This window comes from Leucobacter iarius (assembly GCF_039530105.1).
GTDB classification, from domain to species: domain Bacteria; phylum Actinomycetota; class Actinomycetes; order Actinomycetales; family Microbacteriaceae; genus Leucobacter; species Leucobacter iarius.
Genome location: NZ_BAAAOB010000001.1, coordinates 295,178 through 310,677 on the forward strand (window position 1 = coordinate 295,178; position 15,500 = coordinate 310,677).

General features: G+C 72.0%; 12 protein-coding genes and 1 pseudogene. 9 read left to right on the forward strand and 4 right to left on the reverse strand.

Translation table 11 applies throughout. The features are described 5' to 3' along the window. The first annotated feature begins 125 nt into the window (after window positions 1-125). The 3 genes and pseudogenes from ABD169_RS01310 (at window position 126) to ABD169_RS01320 (ending at window position 3,163) form a co-directional block, all read left to right on the forward strand. Window positions 126-1,373 carry a quaternary amine ABC transporter ATP-binding protein gene (locus tag ABD169_RS01310; RefSeq protein ID WP_425560956.1) on the forward strand — a complete coding sequence of 416 codons (1,248 nt, stop codon included), beginning with the start codon at window positions 126-128 and terminating at the stop codon, window positions 1,371-1,373. Between the two features lie 263 nt (window positions 1,374-1,636). Beyond that, window positions 1,637-2,101 (forward strand): annotated as a pseudogene (locus tag ABD169_RS01315) (ABC transporter permease); the annotation flags it as partial. Between the two features lie 153 nt (window positions 2,102-2,254). Further along, entirely contained in the window at window positions 2,255-3,163 is a 909-nt protein-coding gene (locus tag ABD169_RS01320; RefSeq protein ID WP_344031602.1) for a glycine betaine ABC transporter substrate-binding protein, read from the forward strand. A gap of 74 nt (window positions 3,164-3,237) precedes the next feature. Here the strand turns inward: ABD169_RS01320 and ABD169_RS01325 are convergent, their stop codons facing one another. After that, window positions 3,238-4,746, reverse strand: a complete 1,509-nt coding sequence (locus ABD169_RS01325) for an APC family permease (RefSeq protein ID WP_344028326.1) — start codon at window positions 4,744-4,746, stop codon at window positions 3,238-3,240. 159 nt (window positions 4,747-4,905) lie between these two features. Between ABD169_RS01325 and ABD169_RS01330 the strand changes: the two genes are divergently transcribed. Continuing rightward, the gene (locus ABD169_RS01330) at window positions 4,906-6,090 is read left to right on the forward strand and encodes a GNAT family N-acetyltransferase (protein ID WP_344028329.1); all 1,185 of its coding nucleotides are present in this window, start codon (window positions 4,906-4,908) and stop codon (window positions 6,088-6,090) included. A gap of 25 nt (window positions 6,091-6,115) precedes the next feature. On the opposite strand, the gene ABD169_RS01335 is transcribed toward ABD169_RS01330, so the two are convergent. Further along, the gene (locus ABD169_RS01335) at window positions 6,116-7,663 is read right to left on the reverse strand and encodes a CitMHS family transporter (RefSeq protein ID WP_344028331.1); all 1,548 of its coding nucleotides are present in this window, start codon (window positions 7,661-7,663) and stop codon (window positions 6,116-6,118) included. Window positions 7,664-7,831: 168 nt separating this feature from the next. On the opposite strand from ABD169_RS01335, the gene ABD169_RS01340 reads away from it, so the two are divergent. Further along, window positions 7,832-9,679 (forward strand): sensor histidine kinase, encoded by a 1,848-nt coding sequence (locus ABD169_RS01340; protein ID WP_344028333.1) that lies wholly within the window; start codon window positions 7,832-7,834, stop codon window positions 9,677-9,679. Further along, complete coding sequence (locus ABD169_RS01345; protein ID WP_344028336.1) at window positions 9,676-10,332, forward strand: response regulator; 657 nt, start codon at window positions 9,676-9,678, stop codon at window positions 10,330-10,332. Before ABD169_RS01340 ends, ABD169_RS01345 begins: the two co-directional genes overlap by 4 nt. Before the next feature lie 201 nt (window positions 10,333-10,533). On the opposite strand, the gene ABD169_RS01350 is transcribed toward ABD169_RS01345, so the two are convergent. Continuing rightward, window positions 10,534-11,181, reverse strand: a complete 648-nt coding sequence (locus ABD169_RS01350; RefSeq protein WP_344028339.1) for an HAD-IA family hydrolase — start codon at window positions 11,179-11,181, stop codon at window positions 10,534-10,536. Window positions 11,182-11,294: 113 nt separating this feature from the next. Between ABD169_RS01350 and ABD169_RS01355 the strand changes: the two genes are divergently transcribed. Together ABD169_RS01355 and ABD169_RS01360 are read left to right on the forward strand one after the other, a co-directional pair. Further along, window positions 11,295-12,263 carry an ABC transporter ATP-binding protein gene (locus ABD169_RS01355; RefSeq protein ID WP_344028341.1) on the forward strand — a complete coding sequence of 323 codons (969 nt, stop codon included), beginning with the start codon at window positions 11,295-11,297 and terminating at the stop codon, window positions 12,261-12,263. After that, window positions 12,260-13,081 (forward strand): ABC transporter permease, encoded by an 822-nt coding sequence (locus ABD169_RS01360; RefSeq protein ID WP_344028343.1) that lies wholly within the window; start codon window positions 12,260-12,262, stop codon window positions 13,079-13,081. Before ABD169_RS01355 ends, ABD169_RS01360 begins: the two co-directional genes overlap by 4 nt. A 65-nt stretch (window positions 13,082-13,146) precedes the next feature. On the opposite strand, the gene ABD169_RS01365 is transcribed toward ABD169_RS01360, so the two are convergent. Beyond that, a complete protein-coding gene (locus ABD169_RS01365) occupies window positions 13,147-14,076 on the reverse strand; it encodes a DMT family transporter (protein ID WP_344028345.1) in 930 nt (309 codons plus the stop codon). On the opposite strand from ABD169_RS01365, the gene ABD169_RS01370 reads away from it, so the two are divergent. Next, entirely contained in the window at window positions 14,075-15,499 is a 1,425-nt protein-coding gene (locus ABD169_RS01370; protein WP_344028347.1) for an aminotransferase-like domain-containing protein, read from the forward strand. The genes ABD169_RS01365 and ABD169_RS01370 overlap by 2 nt on opposite strands. Window position 15,500: the final 1 nt, after the last annotated feature.

Here is a 15,500-nt window from a genome sequence, read left to right on the forward strand (position 1 = left end):
TCCAATCGCCAGCACCGCCCACCGATCACGAACGAGACGCCCGCGAGGGCGCCTCCTCCGAGCCCGGAACCGCCATCGCGGTCGAGAGCGTCTTCAAGGTCTTCGGCCGACGGCCGAACGAGGCGGTGAAGCGCCTCCGCACGGGCGCGAGCCGCGACGAGGTCCGCCCCTTCGGCACCGCCGCGGTGATCGACGCGAGCTTCGACGTGCGCCGGGGCGAGATCTTCGTGGTCATGGGGCTCTCGGGCTCCGGCAAGTCGACCCTGATCCGCATGCTCAACGGGCTCAACGAATCCACCGCCGGTTCGATCCGGGTGTTCGGCACCGAGGTCGTCGGCCTCGGCGCCGCCGAGCTGCGCGCCGTGCGCCGCGACCGCATGTCGATGGTGTTCCAGCACTTCGCGCTGCTTCCCCACCGATCCGTGCTCGACAACGTGGCCTACGGCCTCGAGCTGCAGGGCGTCGCTCTGCCCGAGCGCACCGCGACCGCGCGGCGCTGGCTCGACCGAGTCGGCCTGAGCAAGTGGGAGTCGTCGCTGCCGGGCGAACTGTCGGGCGGCATGCAGCAGCGCGTCGGCCTCGCCCGCGCGTTCGCGGCCGACACCGACATCCTGCTCATGGACGAGGCGTTCTCGGCCCTCGATCCGCTGATCCGCCGCGAGATGCAGGAGCTGCTCATCGAGCTCCAGCAGGAGCTCGGCAAGACCATCGTGTTCATCACGCACGACCTCAACGAGGCCATGTTCCTCGGCGATCGGATCGCAGTCATGCGCGACGGCCGTATCGTGCAGGTCGGGACGCCGAACGACATCCTCACCGATCCCGCGAACGACTACGTCGCGCAGTTCGTGCAGGACGTCGACCGCGCCCGCGTGCTCACCGCGGGCGATGTGATGGAGCCCCCGCTCGCCGTCGTCACGGCGAGCGCCGGCCCGCGCACCGCGCTGCGCACCATGCGCGACCTGCAGACCTCGGCCTGCTTCGTCACGACGGGCGGCCGCAAGCTGCTCGGCGTCGTGCGCGACAAGGACATGCTGCGCGAGGTGCGCGAGGGCGGTACGGACGTCACGAAGCGCCTGCGCCCGACGCCGTCGATCGTGTCCCCCGACCAGCACATCGCGGAGCTCTTCGAGCTCGCGGTCGAGAGCCCGCTGCCGGTCGCCGTGATCGACGAGCAGGACCGCCTGATCGGCGTCGTGCCGCGCGTGACCCTGCTCGCGGCCCTGACCGACCTGCCCGCGGTCACCACCGAGATCCCGATCATCGAGCCCGCGCCGGGCGTCCCCGCCGCAACGATCACCGAGACCCTCGCGGCGAACGGCGCCGATGCGCCCGGATCCGGCACTGCCGATGACGAGGAGGCGACCCGATGAACGACTTCCGCATCCCCGTCGGCGACTGGGTCGCCGACGCCCTCGACTGGTTCAAGGACACCTTCACCTGGCTGCTCGACTTCGTCGGCTTCGTCATGCAGTGGCTGGTCTCCGGCCTCACCGACGCGCTGCTCGCAGTCCCCTTCCCCGCACTGATCCTGCTGTTCGCACTGATCGGCTGGTTCGTGCGCTCGTGGCAGCTCGCGCTCGGCACGATCGTCGGCTTCCTGCTCATCGTCGCGATGGGCCAGTGGGAGACCTCGATGCAGACGCTCGCGCTCGTGCTGATCGCGACGCTGCTCGCCGTGATCATCGCGGTGCCGCTCGGGATCCTGGCGGCGCGCAACGACGCCTTCAGCGCGTTCGTCAAGCCGGTGCTCGACTTCATGCAGACGATGCCCGCGTTCGTGTACCTGATCCCCGCGGTCACCTTCTTCAGCATCGGCGTGGTGCCGGGCGTCTTCTCGACGGTGATCTTCGCGCTCGCCCCGGGCGTGCGCTTCACCGAGCTCGGCATCCGCGGCGTCGACTCCGAGACCGTCGAGGCGGGCCACGCGTTCGGCGCGACCCCGGGCCGGATCCTGCGCGGGATCCAGCTGCCCCTCGCGATGCCGACGATCATGGCCGGCATCAACCAGGTCATCATGCTCGCCCTGTCCATGGCGGTCGTGGCCGGCTTCGTCGGCGCCGACGGCCTCGGCAAGGAGGTCATCGCCTCGATCTCGACGCTGAACCTCAGCCAGGGCGTCGAGGCCGGCCTCGGCGTCGTGATCCTCGCCGTCTTCCTCGACCGCGTCACCGCCGCGCTCGGCACCCCGAGCAAATACCGTTCCTCGGTGCTCGGCTCGATCCGCCGCGCGCCGAGCGCGAAGGCGAAGCGCATGTGGTTCGGCCTCGCGGCCGCCGTGGTCGCGATCGCGCTCGTCGCGGTCGGCAGCCTCGCCGTCACCCGATCCTCGGGCGGCACTGACGAGGCGACGGGCGGTGCGGGCTCGGGCAAGACGATCACGCTCGGTTTCCTGCCGTCCTGGACCGACGGTCTCAGCATGACCTACCTGCTGAAGGACCAGCTCGAGAAGGAGGGCTACACGGTCGAGCTGAAGGAGCTGACCGAGGCCGCCGTGCTCTACACGGGTCTCGCCAAGGGCGACGTCGACATCTACCCGTCGGCCTGGTCCGAGAAGACGCACGCCAGCTATATGAAGAAGTACGGCACGGACATCGAGGACCTCGGCGCGTACTACGACAACGCGGTGCTCACCATCGCGGTGCCGAAGTACGTCGACATCGACTCGATCGAGGACCTGAAGGGCAACGCCAAGCGCTTCGACGGCAAGATCATCGGCATCGAGCCGAGCGCGGGCCTCACCGAGCAGACGCAGAACACGATGATGCCCGAGTACGGCCTCGACAAGGAATACGAGCTCGTGACCTCGTCGACCGCGACCATGCTCACCACCCTGCAGAACGCGATCGACAAGAAGCAGGACATCGCGGTGACCCTGTGGCGGCCGTTCTGGGCGAACGACAAGTTCCCCGTGAAGGATCTCGAGGACCCGAAGGGCGCGATGGGCAAGCCCGAGGCGCTGCACTTCCTCGCGAACAAGGGCTTCAGCGAGAAGCACCCCGACATCGCGAAGATGATCGCCGGGATCAAGCTCGACGACGCCGAGTACGGTTCGCTCGAGGACCTCGTGGTCAACAAGTTCGGCAAGGGCAAGGAGCCGGAGGCCGTCACCGAGTGGCTGAAGGAGCACCCCGACGCCTACCCGACGCTCGTGACGAAGTAGCGCGGCCCGGTGCGGAAACGCCGAGGGCCCCGGAGCATTCCGCTCCGGGGCCCTCGGCGTTTCCGCGGGTCGCGCTACTGGGTCTTGACCGCGCCGGTGCGCCGGCGGATCTCCTCCGAGACCGCGATCGCATCCCCCTCCGGGGCGTCCGACTTGCGGTCGGGTCGCGCCACGAACAGGTAGACCAGGCCGGTGACCAGCACGACCGCGAGGCCGATGAGCACGACGTAGTCGGCGAAGAACTCGCCCGTCTCCCCCGGCTTCGCAAGCAGGTACATGGCGAAGAGCCCGTACGCGAGCGCGACGACGTTGACCACGGCGCCGGCCTTGCCGAGGGTGAACGGGCCCGCGGGCTTCCAGCCCTTGACGCGCTGGCGCAGGCTCGCGAACACGACCATCTGGAACGACAGGTAGATGCCGAGGATCGCGAACGAGGTCACGGCGACGAGGATCCCGTTGTTGAAGTAGATCAGCACGCAGATGAGCGCGGGCACCGTGCACGCCACGATGAGGGCGTTGGTCGGCACCTTGCTGCGCTCCGACACCTTCGACAGCCAGGTGTGCCCCGGCAGCATGCCGTCGCGCGCGAACGAGTAGAGCAGGCGGCTGGCGGCGGCCTGCAGGCTGAGCACGCACGAGATGAAGGCGAGGATCGCGATGATCAGGAACAGCTTCGCGCCCACCGGTCCGAGCGTCGCGTCGAGGATCGACGGGATCGGGTCGGTGACCTTGCCCGCCACGATGTCCTCGAGGTTCGGGGCGGCGAGCACGTAGCCGCCGAACGAGAACAGCGCCGAGACCGCGCCGACGAAGATCGTCATCATCATGGCGCGCGGGATCCGGCGGGCCGGATCCGACACCTCCTCGGCCACGTCGCCGCACGCCTCGAAGCCGTAGAAGAGGAAGAGGCCCGCGAGCGCCGAGGCGAGGAAGACGGGCACGTACGAGCCGTCGCCGGCGGTGCCCATCGTGTCGAAGAACACCGAGAAGTCGTGCTTGCGCTGGAAGATCAGCAGGTAGAGCCCGAGCCCGATCACGCCGATGAGCTCGGCCGCGAGGCCGATGCGGGCGATGCGCCCGAGCCACTTCGTGCCCGAGAAGTTGATCGCGAGCGCGAGCAGCAGCAGTCCGAGCGCGGTGAACAGCGTCGCCTCGGGCGTCAGCTCGATGCCGAGCAGGCTCGTGACGAAGCCGGAACCGAACTCGGCGACCGAGGTGATCGTCACGATCATCGCCCAGATGTAGACCCACGCGGCCAGCCAGGCGTAGCGCCGGCCCCAGAGCCTGCGCGCCCAGGGGTAGATGCCGCCGTGGATCGGGTACTGCGAGACGACCTCGCCGAACACGAGCGAGACGAGCAGCTGGCCGCAGGCCACGATCACGATCCACCAGATCGAGGGCGGACCGCCCGTCGAGAGCGCGACGGCGAGGAGCGAGTAGACGCCGACGAGCGGCGAGAGGTAGGTGAAGCCGAGGGCGAAGTTCGCCCACAGACTCATGGATCGGTCGAACTTGCCCTCGTAGCCGAGCACCGCCAGGTGCTCGTCGTCGCCGAGGTGCCCGTTCGGAGTATTGGACGTCATCGTCGCGTTCCTTTCGGAGCCGGCCGCGCCCCACTGCGCGGACCGGGTCAAGCATAGAGCCCCCGCGACCGGGCCCGATCCGCGGGATCGCACAGTTCTCGTCCTCCTCCGTTGTGCAGGGAGGTCCGGCGGGGCGTGCGCTCCGGCATACTGGTGCCCATGTCCGAGCCCCAGCCGCAGCCCCACCCCCTCGACGTCGTCCCCTGGCCCCTGCGCACCGAACGCCTCGTGCTGCGCCGCGCCGAGACGGGCGACCTCGACGCGCTCTGGCAGCACCGCGGCCGCGCCGACACCGGCGAGTGGCTCGGCTGGCACCCGGCGGATCGCGCCGACTGGGACGCGTCGGCTCCGTCCCGGCTGCCCGACATGCTCGTCTTCGAGCTCGACGGCCGGGTCATCGGCGACGTGATGATCCGGGTGTCGGACGCCTGGTCGCAGCGCGAGGTCCGCGACCGGGTCGCCGGCGTGCAGGCCGAGCTCGGCTGGACCATGCACCCCGACTTCGAGGGCCGCGGCTACGCCACGGAGGCCGTGCGCGAGGCGATCCGCGTCTGCTTCGAAGAGCTCGGCCTGCACCGGATCCAGGCCGGCGCCTTCACGCCGAACGAACCCTCGCAGAAGCTCATGCGCCGCGTCGGCATGCGGCACGAGAGCAGCTCGGTGCGCGACGCGCTGCACCGCGACCACGGCTGGGTGGACGGCGTCATGTACGGCCTCCTCGCCGAGGAGTGGCGCCGGCAGCGGGACGGCCGGGCACCGCGCGCCACGATCCTGCACGGCTACAGCGCGGCTCCCACCGACCACTGGTTCCCCTGGCTCGCCGAGCGGCTCGAGGCCGCCGGCTTCGAGGTGCGCATCCCCGAGCTGCCCGACTCCCTCCGGCCTGACGCGGCCGCCTGGCACGCCGCGGCCGACGCGGCGATCGGCGAGATCCGCGACGGCGACGCCGTGATCGGGCACAGCCTCGGATCCCTCGTCGCGCTCCGGGTCCTCGCCGAGCGCGCCCGTCGCGCCGGGGCCGACACCGGCGTCCGCGTCGCGCCGGCCGACCGGCTCGGCAGCCTCGTGCTCGTCTCCGGCTTCGCCGGCCCCATCGCGCCGGTGCCCGAGCTCGACGCGTTCGCCGAGGCCGGGGTCGAGCTCTCGGCCGTGCCGGGGTTCGTCCGCAGCATCGCCGCGGTCCGCTCCGACGACGACCCGATCGTCCCGCCCGCCGACACCGACGCGCTCGCCGCGGCGCTCGGCGCCCCGGTCGAGGTCGTGCCCGGCGGCGGGCACTTCCTGGGCCGCGACGGATGGACGAAGCTCCCCGCCGCGCTCTGGCCCGTGCTGCGCACGTCCTGAGCCCGACGGGGAGCCGCGGCCCGGTCTAGGAGGCGACGAAGAGCGGGATCGCGCCCGTCAGGATCCCGACCGCGAGCATCACGAGCGACACGACCGTCGCCCGCCACAGCACCTTCTTGTGGTGGTCGCCGAGGTTCACGCTCGCGAGCGAGACGAGCAGCAGGATCGCCGGCACGAGCGGGCTCTGCAGGTGCACCGGCTGGCCCGTGATCGACGCGCGCGCCATCTCGACGGGGTCGATGCCGAAGTGCGCCGCGCTCTGCGACAGCACCGGGAGGATCCCGTAGTAGAAGGCGTCGTTGGACATGAAGAAGGTGAACGGGATCGACAGCACACCCGTGATCGGCGCCAGGAACGGGCCCACCTCGGTCGGCAGGACGCCCGTGATCCACTTCGCCATCGCGTCGACCATGCCGGTGCCCGAGAGCACGCCGACGAGCACGCCGGCCGCGATCACCATCGACACGACGCCGACGATGCTGGGCGCGTGCGCCACGATCTCGGCCGCCTGATCCTTCAGCTTGCGGAAGTTCAGGACGAGCGCCAGGCCCGCGCCGACCATGAACACGTACGGCAGCGGCATGATGTCGAGCACCAGCAGGACCATCACGGCGACGGTGAGCACCAGGTTCGCCCAGATGAGCTTGGGCCGCAGCGTCGCGCGGTTGGGATCGAGCATGGTGTCGGCCATGGCGGTGTCGGTCGGGTCGACCTCGGCGGCGGCCACGGCGGGCCCGCCGATCCCGACGGTCACGAGGTTGCCCGTGTGCAGCGAGGCGCGGGCACCCGGCTTGCTGTCCGCTCCGCGGAACAGCTTCGGCACCCCGGCCAGCAGGCCGCCGTCGGCGGTGCCGTCGAGCCGGGTCGCGTCGATGCGGCCGAGACGGTTGCGCTCCTGGATGCCGAGCATCCAGGCGAAGCCGAAGGCCACGACGAGGCCGACCAGCATCGCGGGGATCATCGGCACGAACACGTCCGACACCTGCAGGTTCAGCGCGGTCGCGGCGCGCACCGTGGGGCCGCCCCAGGGGAGGATGTTCATCGTGCCGTTCATGAGGCCGGCGACGCAGGTGAGCATCACGGGGCTCATGCCGAGCCGCAGGTAGATCGGCAGCATCGCCGAGGTCGTGATGATGAACGTCGTCGATCCGTCCCCGTCGAGCGAGACGGCCGCGGCGAGGAGCGCCGTGCCGAGCACGACCTTCGCGGGGTCGTCTCCGAGCAGGCGCGTGATGAAGCGGATCAGCGGATCGAACAGCCCCACGTCGATCATGATCCCGAAGAACATGATCGCGAACATGAGGAGCGCCGCCGTGGGCGCCATGTTGCCGATCGCGTCGAGCACCATGTCGCCGAGCCCGAGCCCCGCACCCGCGAAGAGGCCGAAGATGGTGGGCACGAGGATCAGCGCGACCATCGGAGTGAGGCGCTTCGTCATGATCAGGGTCATGAACACGAGCACCATCGTGAACCCGAGGATCACGAGCACCCACTCGGGCGGCACGAATGCGAGGTCGTACGTGGGCTTCTCGTCCGCTGCGCGCAGCAGCAGCTCGGACATCGCCGGTTGCATCAGATGACTCCTTTGTCGTCGGACCGCCGAGAGCGGCCTGCGCCGATGCTAGGGAGAAACCGGACTCGGCTCCGGGTAGCTCGCATTTCGTCGCGTTCTGCGCGTAGCGTGGGTTCTGCGCATTGTGCGCGCGATGCTTCGGAGGTGCGGATGCGCAGAATGGAGAGCATGGCTCGACCGGACCGCGCGCGTCTGCGCTTCGCCACTCGCGTCCTGCTGCTGCAGCTCGGCACGGTGGTGCTGGTCGTCGCCCTCTGCACCGGCGTCTACCTGTTCCTCGCGGTCCAGCAGCTCCGCGCGTCATCGCAGGCCGCGGCGCTCGGCATCGCCCGCACCGTCGCCGAGGATCCCACCGTGCGCGAACTCGTCGCCGAGTTCTCCGCCGACCCCGGCACCCCCGCGGCCGCCGGACTGCGCGACGGCGAACTGCAGCGCACCGCATCGGGGATCACGGAGCGCACCGGCGTGCTGTTCGTCGTGATCACCGACGACCACGGGATCCGCCTCGCGCACCCGCAGGCCGACCGGCTCGGCCAGGAGGTCAGCACCCCCTACGACCGCGTGCTGCAGGGGCACGAGGTCGTCGACTGGGAACGCGGCACCCTCGGAGTCTCGGCCCGCGCCAAGGTCCCGGTCTACGCACCCGGTGCCGAAGGGACCGGCCCCGACGCGCAGCGCCCCGTCGGCGAGGTGAGCGTCGGCTTCGAACAGGGCAGCGTCTTCGACGACCTGCCCGCGCTGCTCGGCTCGATCGCGCTCGCCGCGCTCGGCGGGATCGGGATCGCGACCCTCGCCACGCTCCTGATGCGACGGCGCTGGGAACGCCTCACCCTCGGCCTGCAGCCCGAGGAGCTCGCCGCGCTCGTCCAGAACCAGACCGCCGTGCTCGACGGCGTCGGCGACGGAGTCCTCGGCATCGACCCCGACGGCACCGTGCTCGTCTGCAACGCCGCCGCGGAGCGCATGCTGGGCATCGACCGCCCCGTGGGCCGCCCGCTCGCCGAGCTCGGCCTGCCCGCCCCGATCCTCGCGGCGCTCGCCGCGGACGACGAGGGATCGACCGACGCCCCGCGTTCCGGCGGCGGAACCGCCCGCGAGGCCGACATCGGCGTCCTGCACGCCGGTCGAGTGCTGTACGTCGAACCGCGGCCCGTCCGACGCGGGCAGCGGCGGCTCGGCCGCGTCGTGATCGTGCGCGACCGCACCGACCTCGTCGCGCTGAGCGAACGCCTCGAGACCGTGCGCGCCATGACCGGGGCCCTGCGGGTGCAGCGGCACGAGTTCGCGAACCGCATGCACGTCGCCGCCGGGCTCATCGACGCCGAGCGCGTGCCCGAGGCCCGCGAGTTCCTCGGCGAGCTCGTCGAGCGCGGCGCCGTCGGCTACCCCGTGCTCGGACTCGACCGGCTCGGCGATCCGTTCCTGCACGCGTTCCTCGGAGCCAAGGGCATCGAGGCCGGCGAACGCGGGGTGCGCCTGCGCATCGGCGAGGACACCCAGCTGCTCGGCGCGATCCGCGATCCCGAGAACACCGCCGCCGTGCTCGGCAACCTCATCGACAACGCCGTCTCGGCGGCCGTACGGGGCCCGGAGCCGCGCTGGGTCGAGGCGACCCTGCTCGACGACGGCGACGCGCTCGTGCTCACCGTGGGCGACTCCGGCGCCGGGATCCCGCCCGGCACCGACGTGTTCGCGCGCGACGGGCGGGGCGGTTCCGGGGCCTCGACCTCGGTCGGCGAGCCGGCCGGCGGCCTCGACGAATCGGCGCACGGGCACGGGCTCGGCCTCCCCCTGTCCCGCGAGATCGCGCGGGCGAGCGGCGGGGACCTCTGGATCGTGGACCAGGGCGGGGCCGGGGCCGGCCCCGGGGCCGACGGCGGCCCGGGATCCCGCGCCGGCGCGGTGTTCGCGGCGCGCATCGGCGGGGCCGTCGCACCCGACCGCGGTGCCGGGGACGCGCCGCCCGCTCACCCCGTTCACCTCCCCGACGATCCGACCGAGAAGGAGCACCCGTGACCGATCCGATCCGCACCCTCGTCGTCGACGACGACTTCCGCGTCGCCGGCCTGCACCGCGACATCGTCGCCGAGCGGCCCGGGTTCCTGGCGCTCGAGCCCGCCCGCTCGGTCGCCGAGGCGCGGGCCGCGATCCGCACGCTCCGGCCCGATCTCCTGCTGGTCGACGTCTACCTGCCCGACGGCGACGGCATCGACCTCGTGCGCGCGGCGGGGTGCGATGCGTTCGTGATCTCGGCGGCGGGCGACGCCCCGACGCTGCGCCGCGCGCTCCGTGCGGGCGCCCTCGCCTGCCTGCTCAAGCCGTTCGAGCCGCGCATGCTCGCCGAGCGGCTGGAGCGGTACGCGAGGTTCCGCAACCTGCTCGCGGGGACGGGCGCCGTGGCGCAGGAGGACCTCGATCGCGCCCTCGCGATCCTGAACGGGTCGAGCGATCCCGTTTCGCTGTCGCGCTCCGCGACCGAGAAGCTGATCCTCGACGCGCTCGGCGCCGACGAGTCCTCGGCGAGCGAGGTCGCCGAGCGCGCGGGGATCTCGCGCGCGACGGCGCAGCGCCACCTCGCAGCCCTCGCCGCACGGTCGGTCGTGGAGGTGCGGCTGCGCTACGGATCGACGGGGCGCCCCGAGCACCGGTACACGCTCGCGTCGCGCTGAGCGCGGGCCCGGGCTCAGGGTTCCGTCGGCTTGACGGCCTCGTCGGCCTGCTGGCCTCGTCGAGTGGCGGCAAAGCGTTCAAATGGGATCGCATTCGCGCCGTTTGCCGCCACTCGAGGACGGTACGCCTGCGCGACGGGACGACGCGCGTGCGCCGAACGCGCAAACGCGTGCGAACGCGCACGCAGGTGGGTTCGAGCCCTATCCGATCTCGAGCACGAAGCCCGCGCCCGCCGGCACGACGCGCACGGCGGTGAGGTCGGCGACGTGCGCGTCCGGCGCATACCGAGCCGCCGCGGCCCCGACCCCGACGACGCGCATGCCCGCGGCGCGCGCGGCGGCGATCCCCACCGAGGAATCCTCGAAGACGACGCAGTCCGCGGGCGCGACCCCGAGCCGTTCGGCGGCGAGCAGGAACCCCTCGGGGTCCGGCTTGCTCGCGCTCACCGATTCGGCGGTGACCGCGAGCTCGGGCACGCGCACCCCGGCGGCGCCCATGCGCGCGTGCAGCAGGGGCGCATCGGCCGAGGTCACCACGGCATGCGGGAACGGCGCGAGCGCGTCGACGAGCGCCGCGGCGCCCGCGATCTCGACGACGCCGTCCGTCTCGACCGCCTCGCGCGCCAGCATGCCGGCGTTCTCGACAAGGTTCTCCTCGGCGGAGCGCTCGGGCACCAGGATGCCCATGCTCTCGTGCCCCTGGCGGCCGTGGATCACCGAGAGCACCGACTCGCGCGGCACCCCGTGCTTCGCAGCCCACTCGCCCCACAGCCGCTCCACCACCGCGGTCGAGTCGACGAGGGTGCCGTCCATGTCGAGCAGCGCTGCCCGTGCTTCGATGCGTTCCATCAGCCCAGCCTAGGCGAGCCGTCCGCGCCGAGGGCCCGCCCGATGCGGCGCGGTTTCACGACTCACTGCCGGCGCGCAGACTCGGGCCGGGTGCCGAGCGGTAACGTGACGTCGTGAACAACGGCACTCCCCCGGCGATCCGCGCGACCGGGCTCGTCAAACGATTCGGCAAGCAGACGGCGGTCGACGGCGTCGACCTCGAGGTCGCGCAGGGCGAGGTCGTCGCGTTCCTCGGCCCGAACGGCGCGGGCAAGACCACCACGATCGACATGATCCTCGGCCTCGGCAGGCCCGACGCGGGCTCGGTCGAACTGTTCGGCATGAGCCCCCGCTCCGCGATCGCGCGCGGACTCGTATCGGCGGTCATGCAGACCGGCGGCCTGCTCAAGGACCTCACGGTGCGCGACATCATGCGGTTGAACGCGTCGCTGTTCTCGTCGACCATCGACGTGGACGATGCCCTGGAGCGCGCGGGGATCCTGCAGCTCGCCTCACGCAAGATCGAGAAGTGCTCGGGCGGCGAGCAGCAGCGGCTCCGCTTCGCGATGGCGCTGCTCTCGGATCCCGGCCTGCTGATCCTCGACGAGCCGACCACCGGCATGGACGTCGAAGGGCGGCGATCCTTCTGGAACGCGATCCACGCGGACGCGGCCCGCGGGCGCACCGTCGTGTTCGCGACGCACTACCTCGAGGAGGCCGACCAGTACGCGGATCGCATCGTGCTGATCCGCCAGGGCCGGATCGTGGCCGACGGATCCGCCGCGGAGATCAAGAGCATGGCGGCCGGCCGCACGGTCGAGGCCGTGCTGGAGGGCGCGGAGGCGAACCGCGCCGAGCTCGAGCCCGTGCTGCGCGCGCTGCCCGGCGTCGAGCAGGTGGAGCTGCGCGGCGACCGGATCAAGGTGCGCACGGCCGCGTCGGACGACACGGCCCGGCACCTGCTCACGGCGACCTCGGCGCACGATGTGACCATCACGAGCCAGAACCTGGAGCAGGCGTTCCTGCAGCTCACGGGCGACGGCGAACCGGATCCCGAGCACCAGCGGCTCGGCCAGCACGAAAACACGGAGGCGGCTCGATGAGCGGCGCGCAGCGGGTGCAGACCGGCCGGATCGACACCGCGAACCGCACGACCCCGCCGTTCGGCGGCTTCAACCTGCGGTTCCTCGGCATGGAGCTCAAGCGCAGCTTCCGCAACACGGGCACGCTCATCTTCACGCTCGCGTTCCCCATCGGCATGCTGTTCATGATCGCCCTCCCGAACAAGAACACGGCGGCGACCGACGTTCCCGTCGCACAGGGCGGTCTTTCGGCGGCCGTGCCGATCATGATCTCGATGGCCGTGTACGGCGCGATGGTCGCCTCGACCATGATCGGCGTCTCGGTCGCGACCGAGCGATCGCAGGGCTGGAGCCGTCAGCTCCGACTCACCCCGCTGAACCCCGGCGTCTACATCGGCGTGAAGATCCTCACGGGTCTCGCGATCGGCGCGGTCGGCGTCGCGGCGACGCTGATCGCGGGCACGGTCCTCGGCATCCACGCGCCCCTCGGCAACCTGCTGCTCGCGGGTTTCATCGCGTGGATCTCGTCGCTCATGCTCACGGCGCTCGGCCTCGCGGTCGGCTACGCCTTCCCCGCGCAGAACGCGATGCGCTACCTCGGCCCGATCCTGCCGATCCTGAGCTTCATGGGCGGCCTGTTCGTGCCGCTGCAGATCCTGCCGCAGGCGCTGCAGATCGCCGCGAAGTTCACCCCGCTGTGGGGCATCGCCGACATGTCGCAGTCGGCGTCGATCGGCGTCGCGCCGGACCCGTGGTCCTACGTGAACTTCATCGCCTGGCTGGCGCTGTTCTCGGGTGCCGCGATCATGATGCTGCGCCGCGATACCTCGCGGGTCTGAGCCCGGAGAAGGGGCTCGGGCCGGTGCGGGGATCGCACCGGCCCGAGCCCCTTTGCCCCGTCGCGCTACTTCGCGCCGCCGTTGCGCGCCCGCACCGCGAGCAGCGCGCAGGCGATCACGACGAGTCCGCCGACGACGGTCGGCCAGGTCAGGCGCTCGTGCAGCAGCAGGGCGGCCCAGCAGATGCTCATGACCGGCTGCGCGAGCTGCACCTGGCTCACCTGCGCCATCGGCCCGATGGCGAGGCCACGGTACCAGGCGAAGAAGCCGAGGAACATGCTCACGACGGCCAGGTAGGCGAAGGCCGCCCACTGCACCGGGGCACCGCTCGGCATCCCGTCGGCGAGCGAGATCCCCGTGAGCAGCACCATGAGCGGCGAGGCGAGCACGAGCGCCCACGAGATGGTCTGCCAGGCGCCGAGCTCGCGCGCGAGCATCCCGCCCTCGGCGTAGCCGATCGCGCACACGATCACGGCCGCGAACAGGAGCAGGTCGGCCCGGTGGAGGCCGCCGAAGCCGCCGCCCTGGATCAGCGCGAAGGCGACCGCCGCGACGGCGCCGACGCCGGCGGCGATCCAGAAGGATCGCCGGGGCCGTTCGCGCGCGCGGAGCACCGCGGCGACGGCGGTCGCCGCGGGCAGCAGCGCGATCACGACGGCGCCGTGGCTGGCCGGGGCTGTGGTGAGCGCGTAGGAGGTGAGCAGCGGGAAGCCGACCACGGCGCCGCCCGCGACGACGGCGACCCGCAGCCACTGGGTGCCGCGGGGCATCCGCTGGCGGGTGATCGCGAGCGCGAGGGCGGCGAGCACGGCGGCGATGACGGCGCGGGCCGAGCCCGCGAACAGCGGCGACATGGCGCCGTCGGCGACCGCGACGCGGGTGAGCGGCACGGTGAACGAGAAGGCCGCGACGCCGAGCAGGCCCCACCACAGGCCCGAACGACCTGTCGATAGCGGAGGTGCGGAGATCGGAGTAGCGCTACTATCTATCTTCATGAACCATAGTAGCAGCGAGCGGATCGCCGCGGGCCTCCGCGAGTGGATCGCCGCGGCTCCCCCCGGGGCGAAGCTGCCCTCCACCCGCGCGCTCGTCGCCGAGTACGGCGCGAGCCCCGTCACCGTGCAGCAGGCGCTGCGCGTGCTCGTGGGACGCGGGATCGTCGAGACCCGGCCGGGAGTCGGAGCCTTCGTCCGAGCCGTCCGCACCGCCCGCACGACCGACCACGGCTGGCAGGCGGCCGCGCTCGGCGAGTCGGCGGATCCCGCACCCCAGGCCCTGGCCGCGCTGCGCACCCCGCCCAACGACATGATCTCGCTGCACGCCGGCTACCCCGACCGCGAGCTGCTGCCCGAGCGCCTCGTACGCGCAGCCTTCGGCCGCGCCGGCCGCGACGACAGCGCCGTCCAGCGCCCGCCCACGGCGGGCCTGCCCGAACTGCAGACCTGGTTCGCGGCCGAGCTCGGGGCCGTCGGGCGGGCCGATGTCGCGCCGCCCGCCGCGAGCGACGTGCTCGTGCTGCCCGGCAGCCAGAGCGGGCTCGGCACGATCTTCCGCGCGATCGTCGGCGCCGGAGGCCCGCTGCTCATGGAGTCGCCGAGCTACTGGGGCGCGATCCTCGCGGCCGCCCAGGTCGGCGTGCGTGTCATCCCGATCCCGAGCGGCCCGGACGGCCCCGATCCCGAGATTCTCGAGCGCGCGTTCCGGCGGACCGGCGCGCGCGCCTTCTATGCGCAGCCGAACTTCGCGAACCCGCACGGGGCCCAGTGGGCGCCCGAGCTCGTCGACCGGGTGCTCGACATCGTGCGCGCGAACGGCGCGTTCCTCATCGAGGACGACTGGGCCCACGACTTCGGGATCGAGACGCGTTCGGCACCCGTCGCCGCACGCGACGACAGCGGGCACGTCGTCTACCTGCGATCGCTCACCAAGAGCGTGTCGCCCGCGGTGCGGGTCGCGGGCCTCGTCGCGCGCGGCCCCGTGCGCGACCGGCTCCTCGCCGACGCGCAGGCGCAGTCCATGTACGTGAGCGGGGCGCTGCAGACGATCGCGCACGACGTCGTCACGCAGCCCGCCTGGCGCACCCACCTGCGGGGCGTGCGCCATCAGCTCGCCGCCCGACGCGACCTGCTCGTCGCCGCACTGCGCGAGCACGTCCCCGGCGCGCGCCTCGACCTCGTCCCCCGAGGCGGCCTGAATCTCTGGCTCCGCCTGCCGGACGGCACCGATGCGCACCGCCTGGCACGCGACTGCGAGGATCTCGGCGTCGTGGTCGCTCCCGGTCAGGGCTGGTTCCCCGAGCCGGCGCCCGGCGCCCATCTGCGGCTGAACTACTCGGGTCCCGACCCGGCGTTCTTCGCCGAGGGCGCGCGGATCATCGGTGCGGCGCTCGCGCTCCAGGACACCGTCGAACTCCACTGAC

Coding starts and splice junctions, on each gene's coding strand:
- ABD169_RS01340 (WP_344028333.1), top strand. CDS start 7,832: ATGGCTCGACCGGACCGCGCGCGTCTGCGCTTCGCCACTCGCGTCCTG.
- ABD169_RS01325 (WP_344028326.1), bottom strand. CDS start 4,746: ATGACGTCCAATACTCCGAACGGGCACCTCGGCGACGACGAGCACCTG.
- ABD169_RS01330 (WP_344028329.1), top strand. CDS start 4,906: ATGTCCGAGCCCCAGCCGCAGCCCCACCCCCTCGACGTCGTCCCCTGG.
- ABD169_RS01370 (WP_344028347.1), top strand. CDS start 14,075: ATGAACCATAGTAGCAGCGAGCGGATCGCCGCGGGCCTCCGCGAGTGG.
- ABD169_RS01360 (WP_344028343.1), top strand. CDS start 12,260: ATGAGCGGCGCGCAGCGGGTGCAGACCGGCCGGATCGACACCGCGAAC.
- ABD169_RS01350 (WP_344028339.1), bottom strand. CDS start 11,181: ATGGAACGCATCGAAGCACGGGCAGCGCTGCTCGACATGGACGGCACC.
- ABD169_RS01320 (WP_344031602.1), top strand. CDS start 2,255: ATGTGGTTCGGCCTCGCGGCCGCCGTGGTCGCGATCGCGCTCGTCGCG.
- ABD169_RS01365 (WP_344028345.1), bottom strand. CDS start 14,076: ATGAAGATAGATAGTAGCGCTACTCCGATCTCCGCACCTCCGCTATCG.
- ABD169_RS01335 (WP_344028331.1), bottom strand. CDS start 7,663: ATGCAACCGGCGATGTCCGAGCTGCTGCTGCGCGCAGCGGACGAGAAG.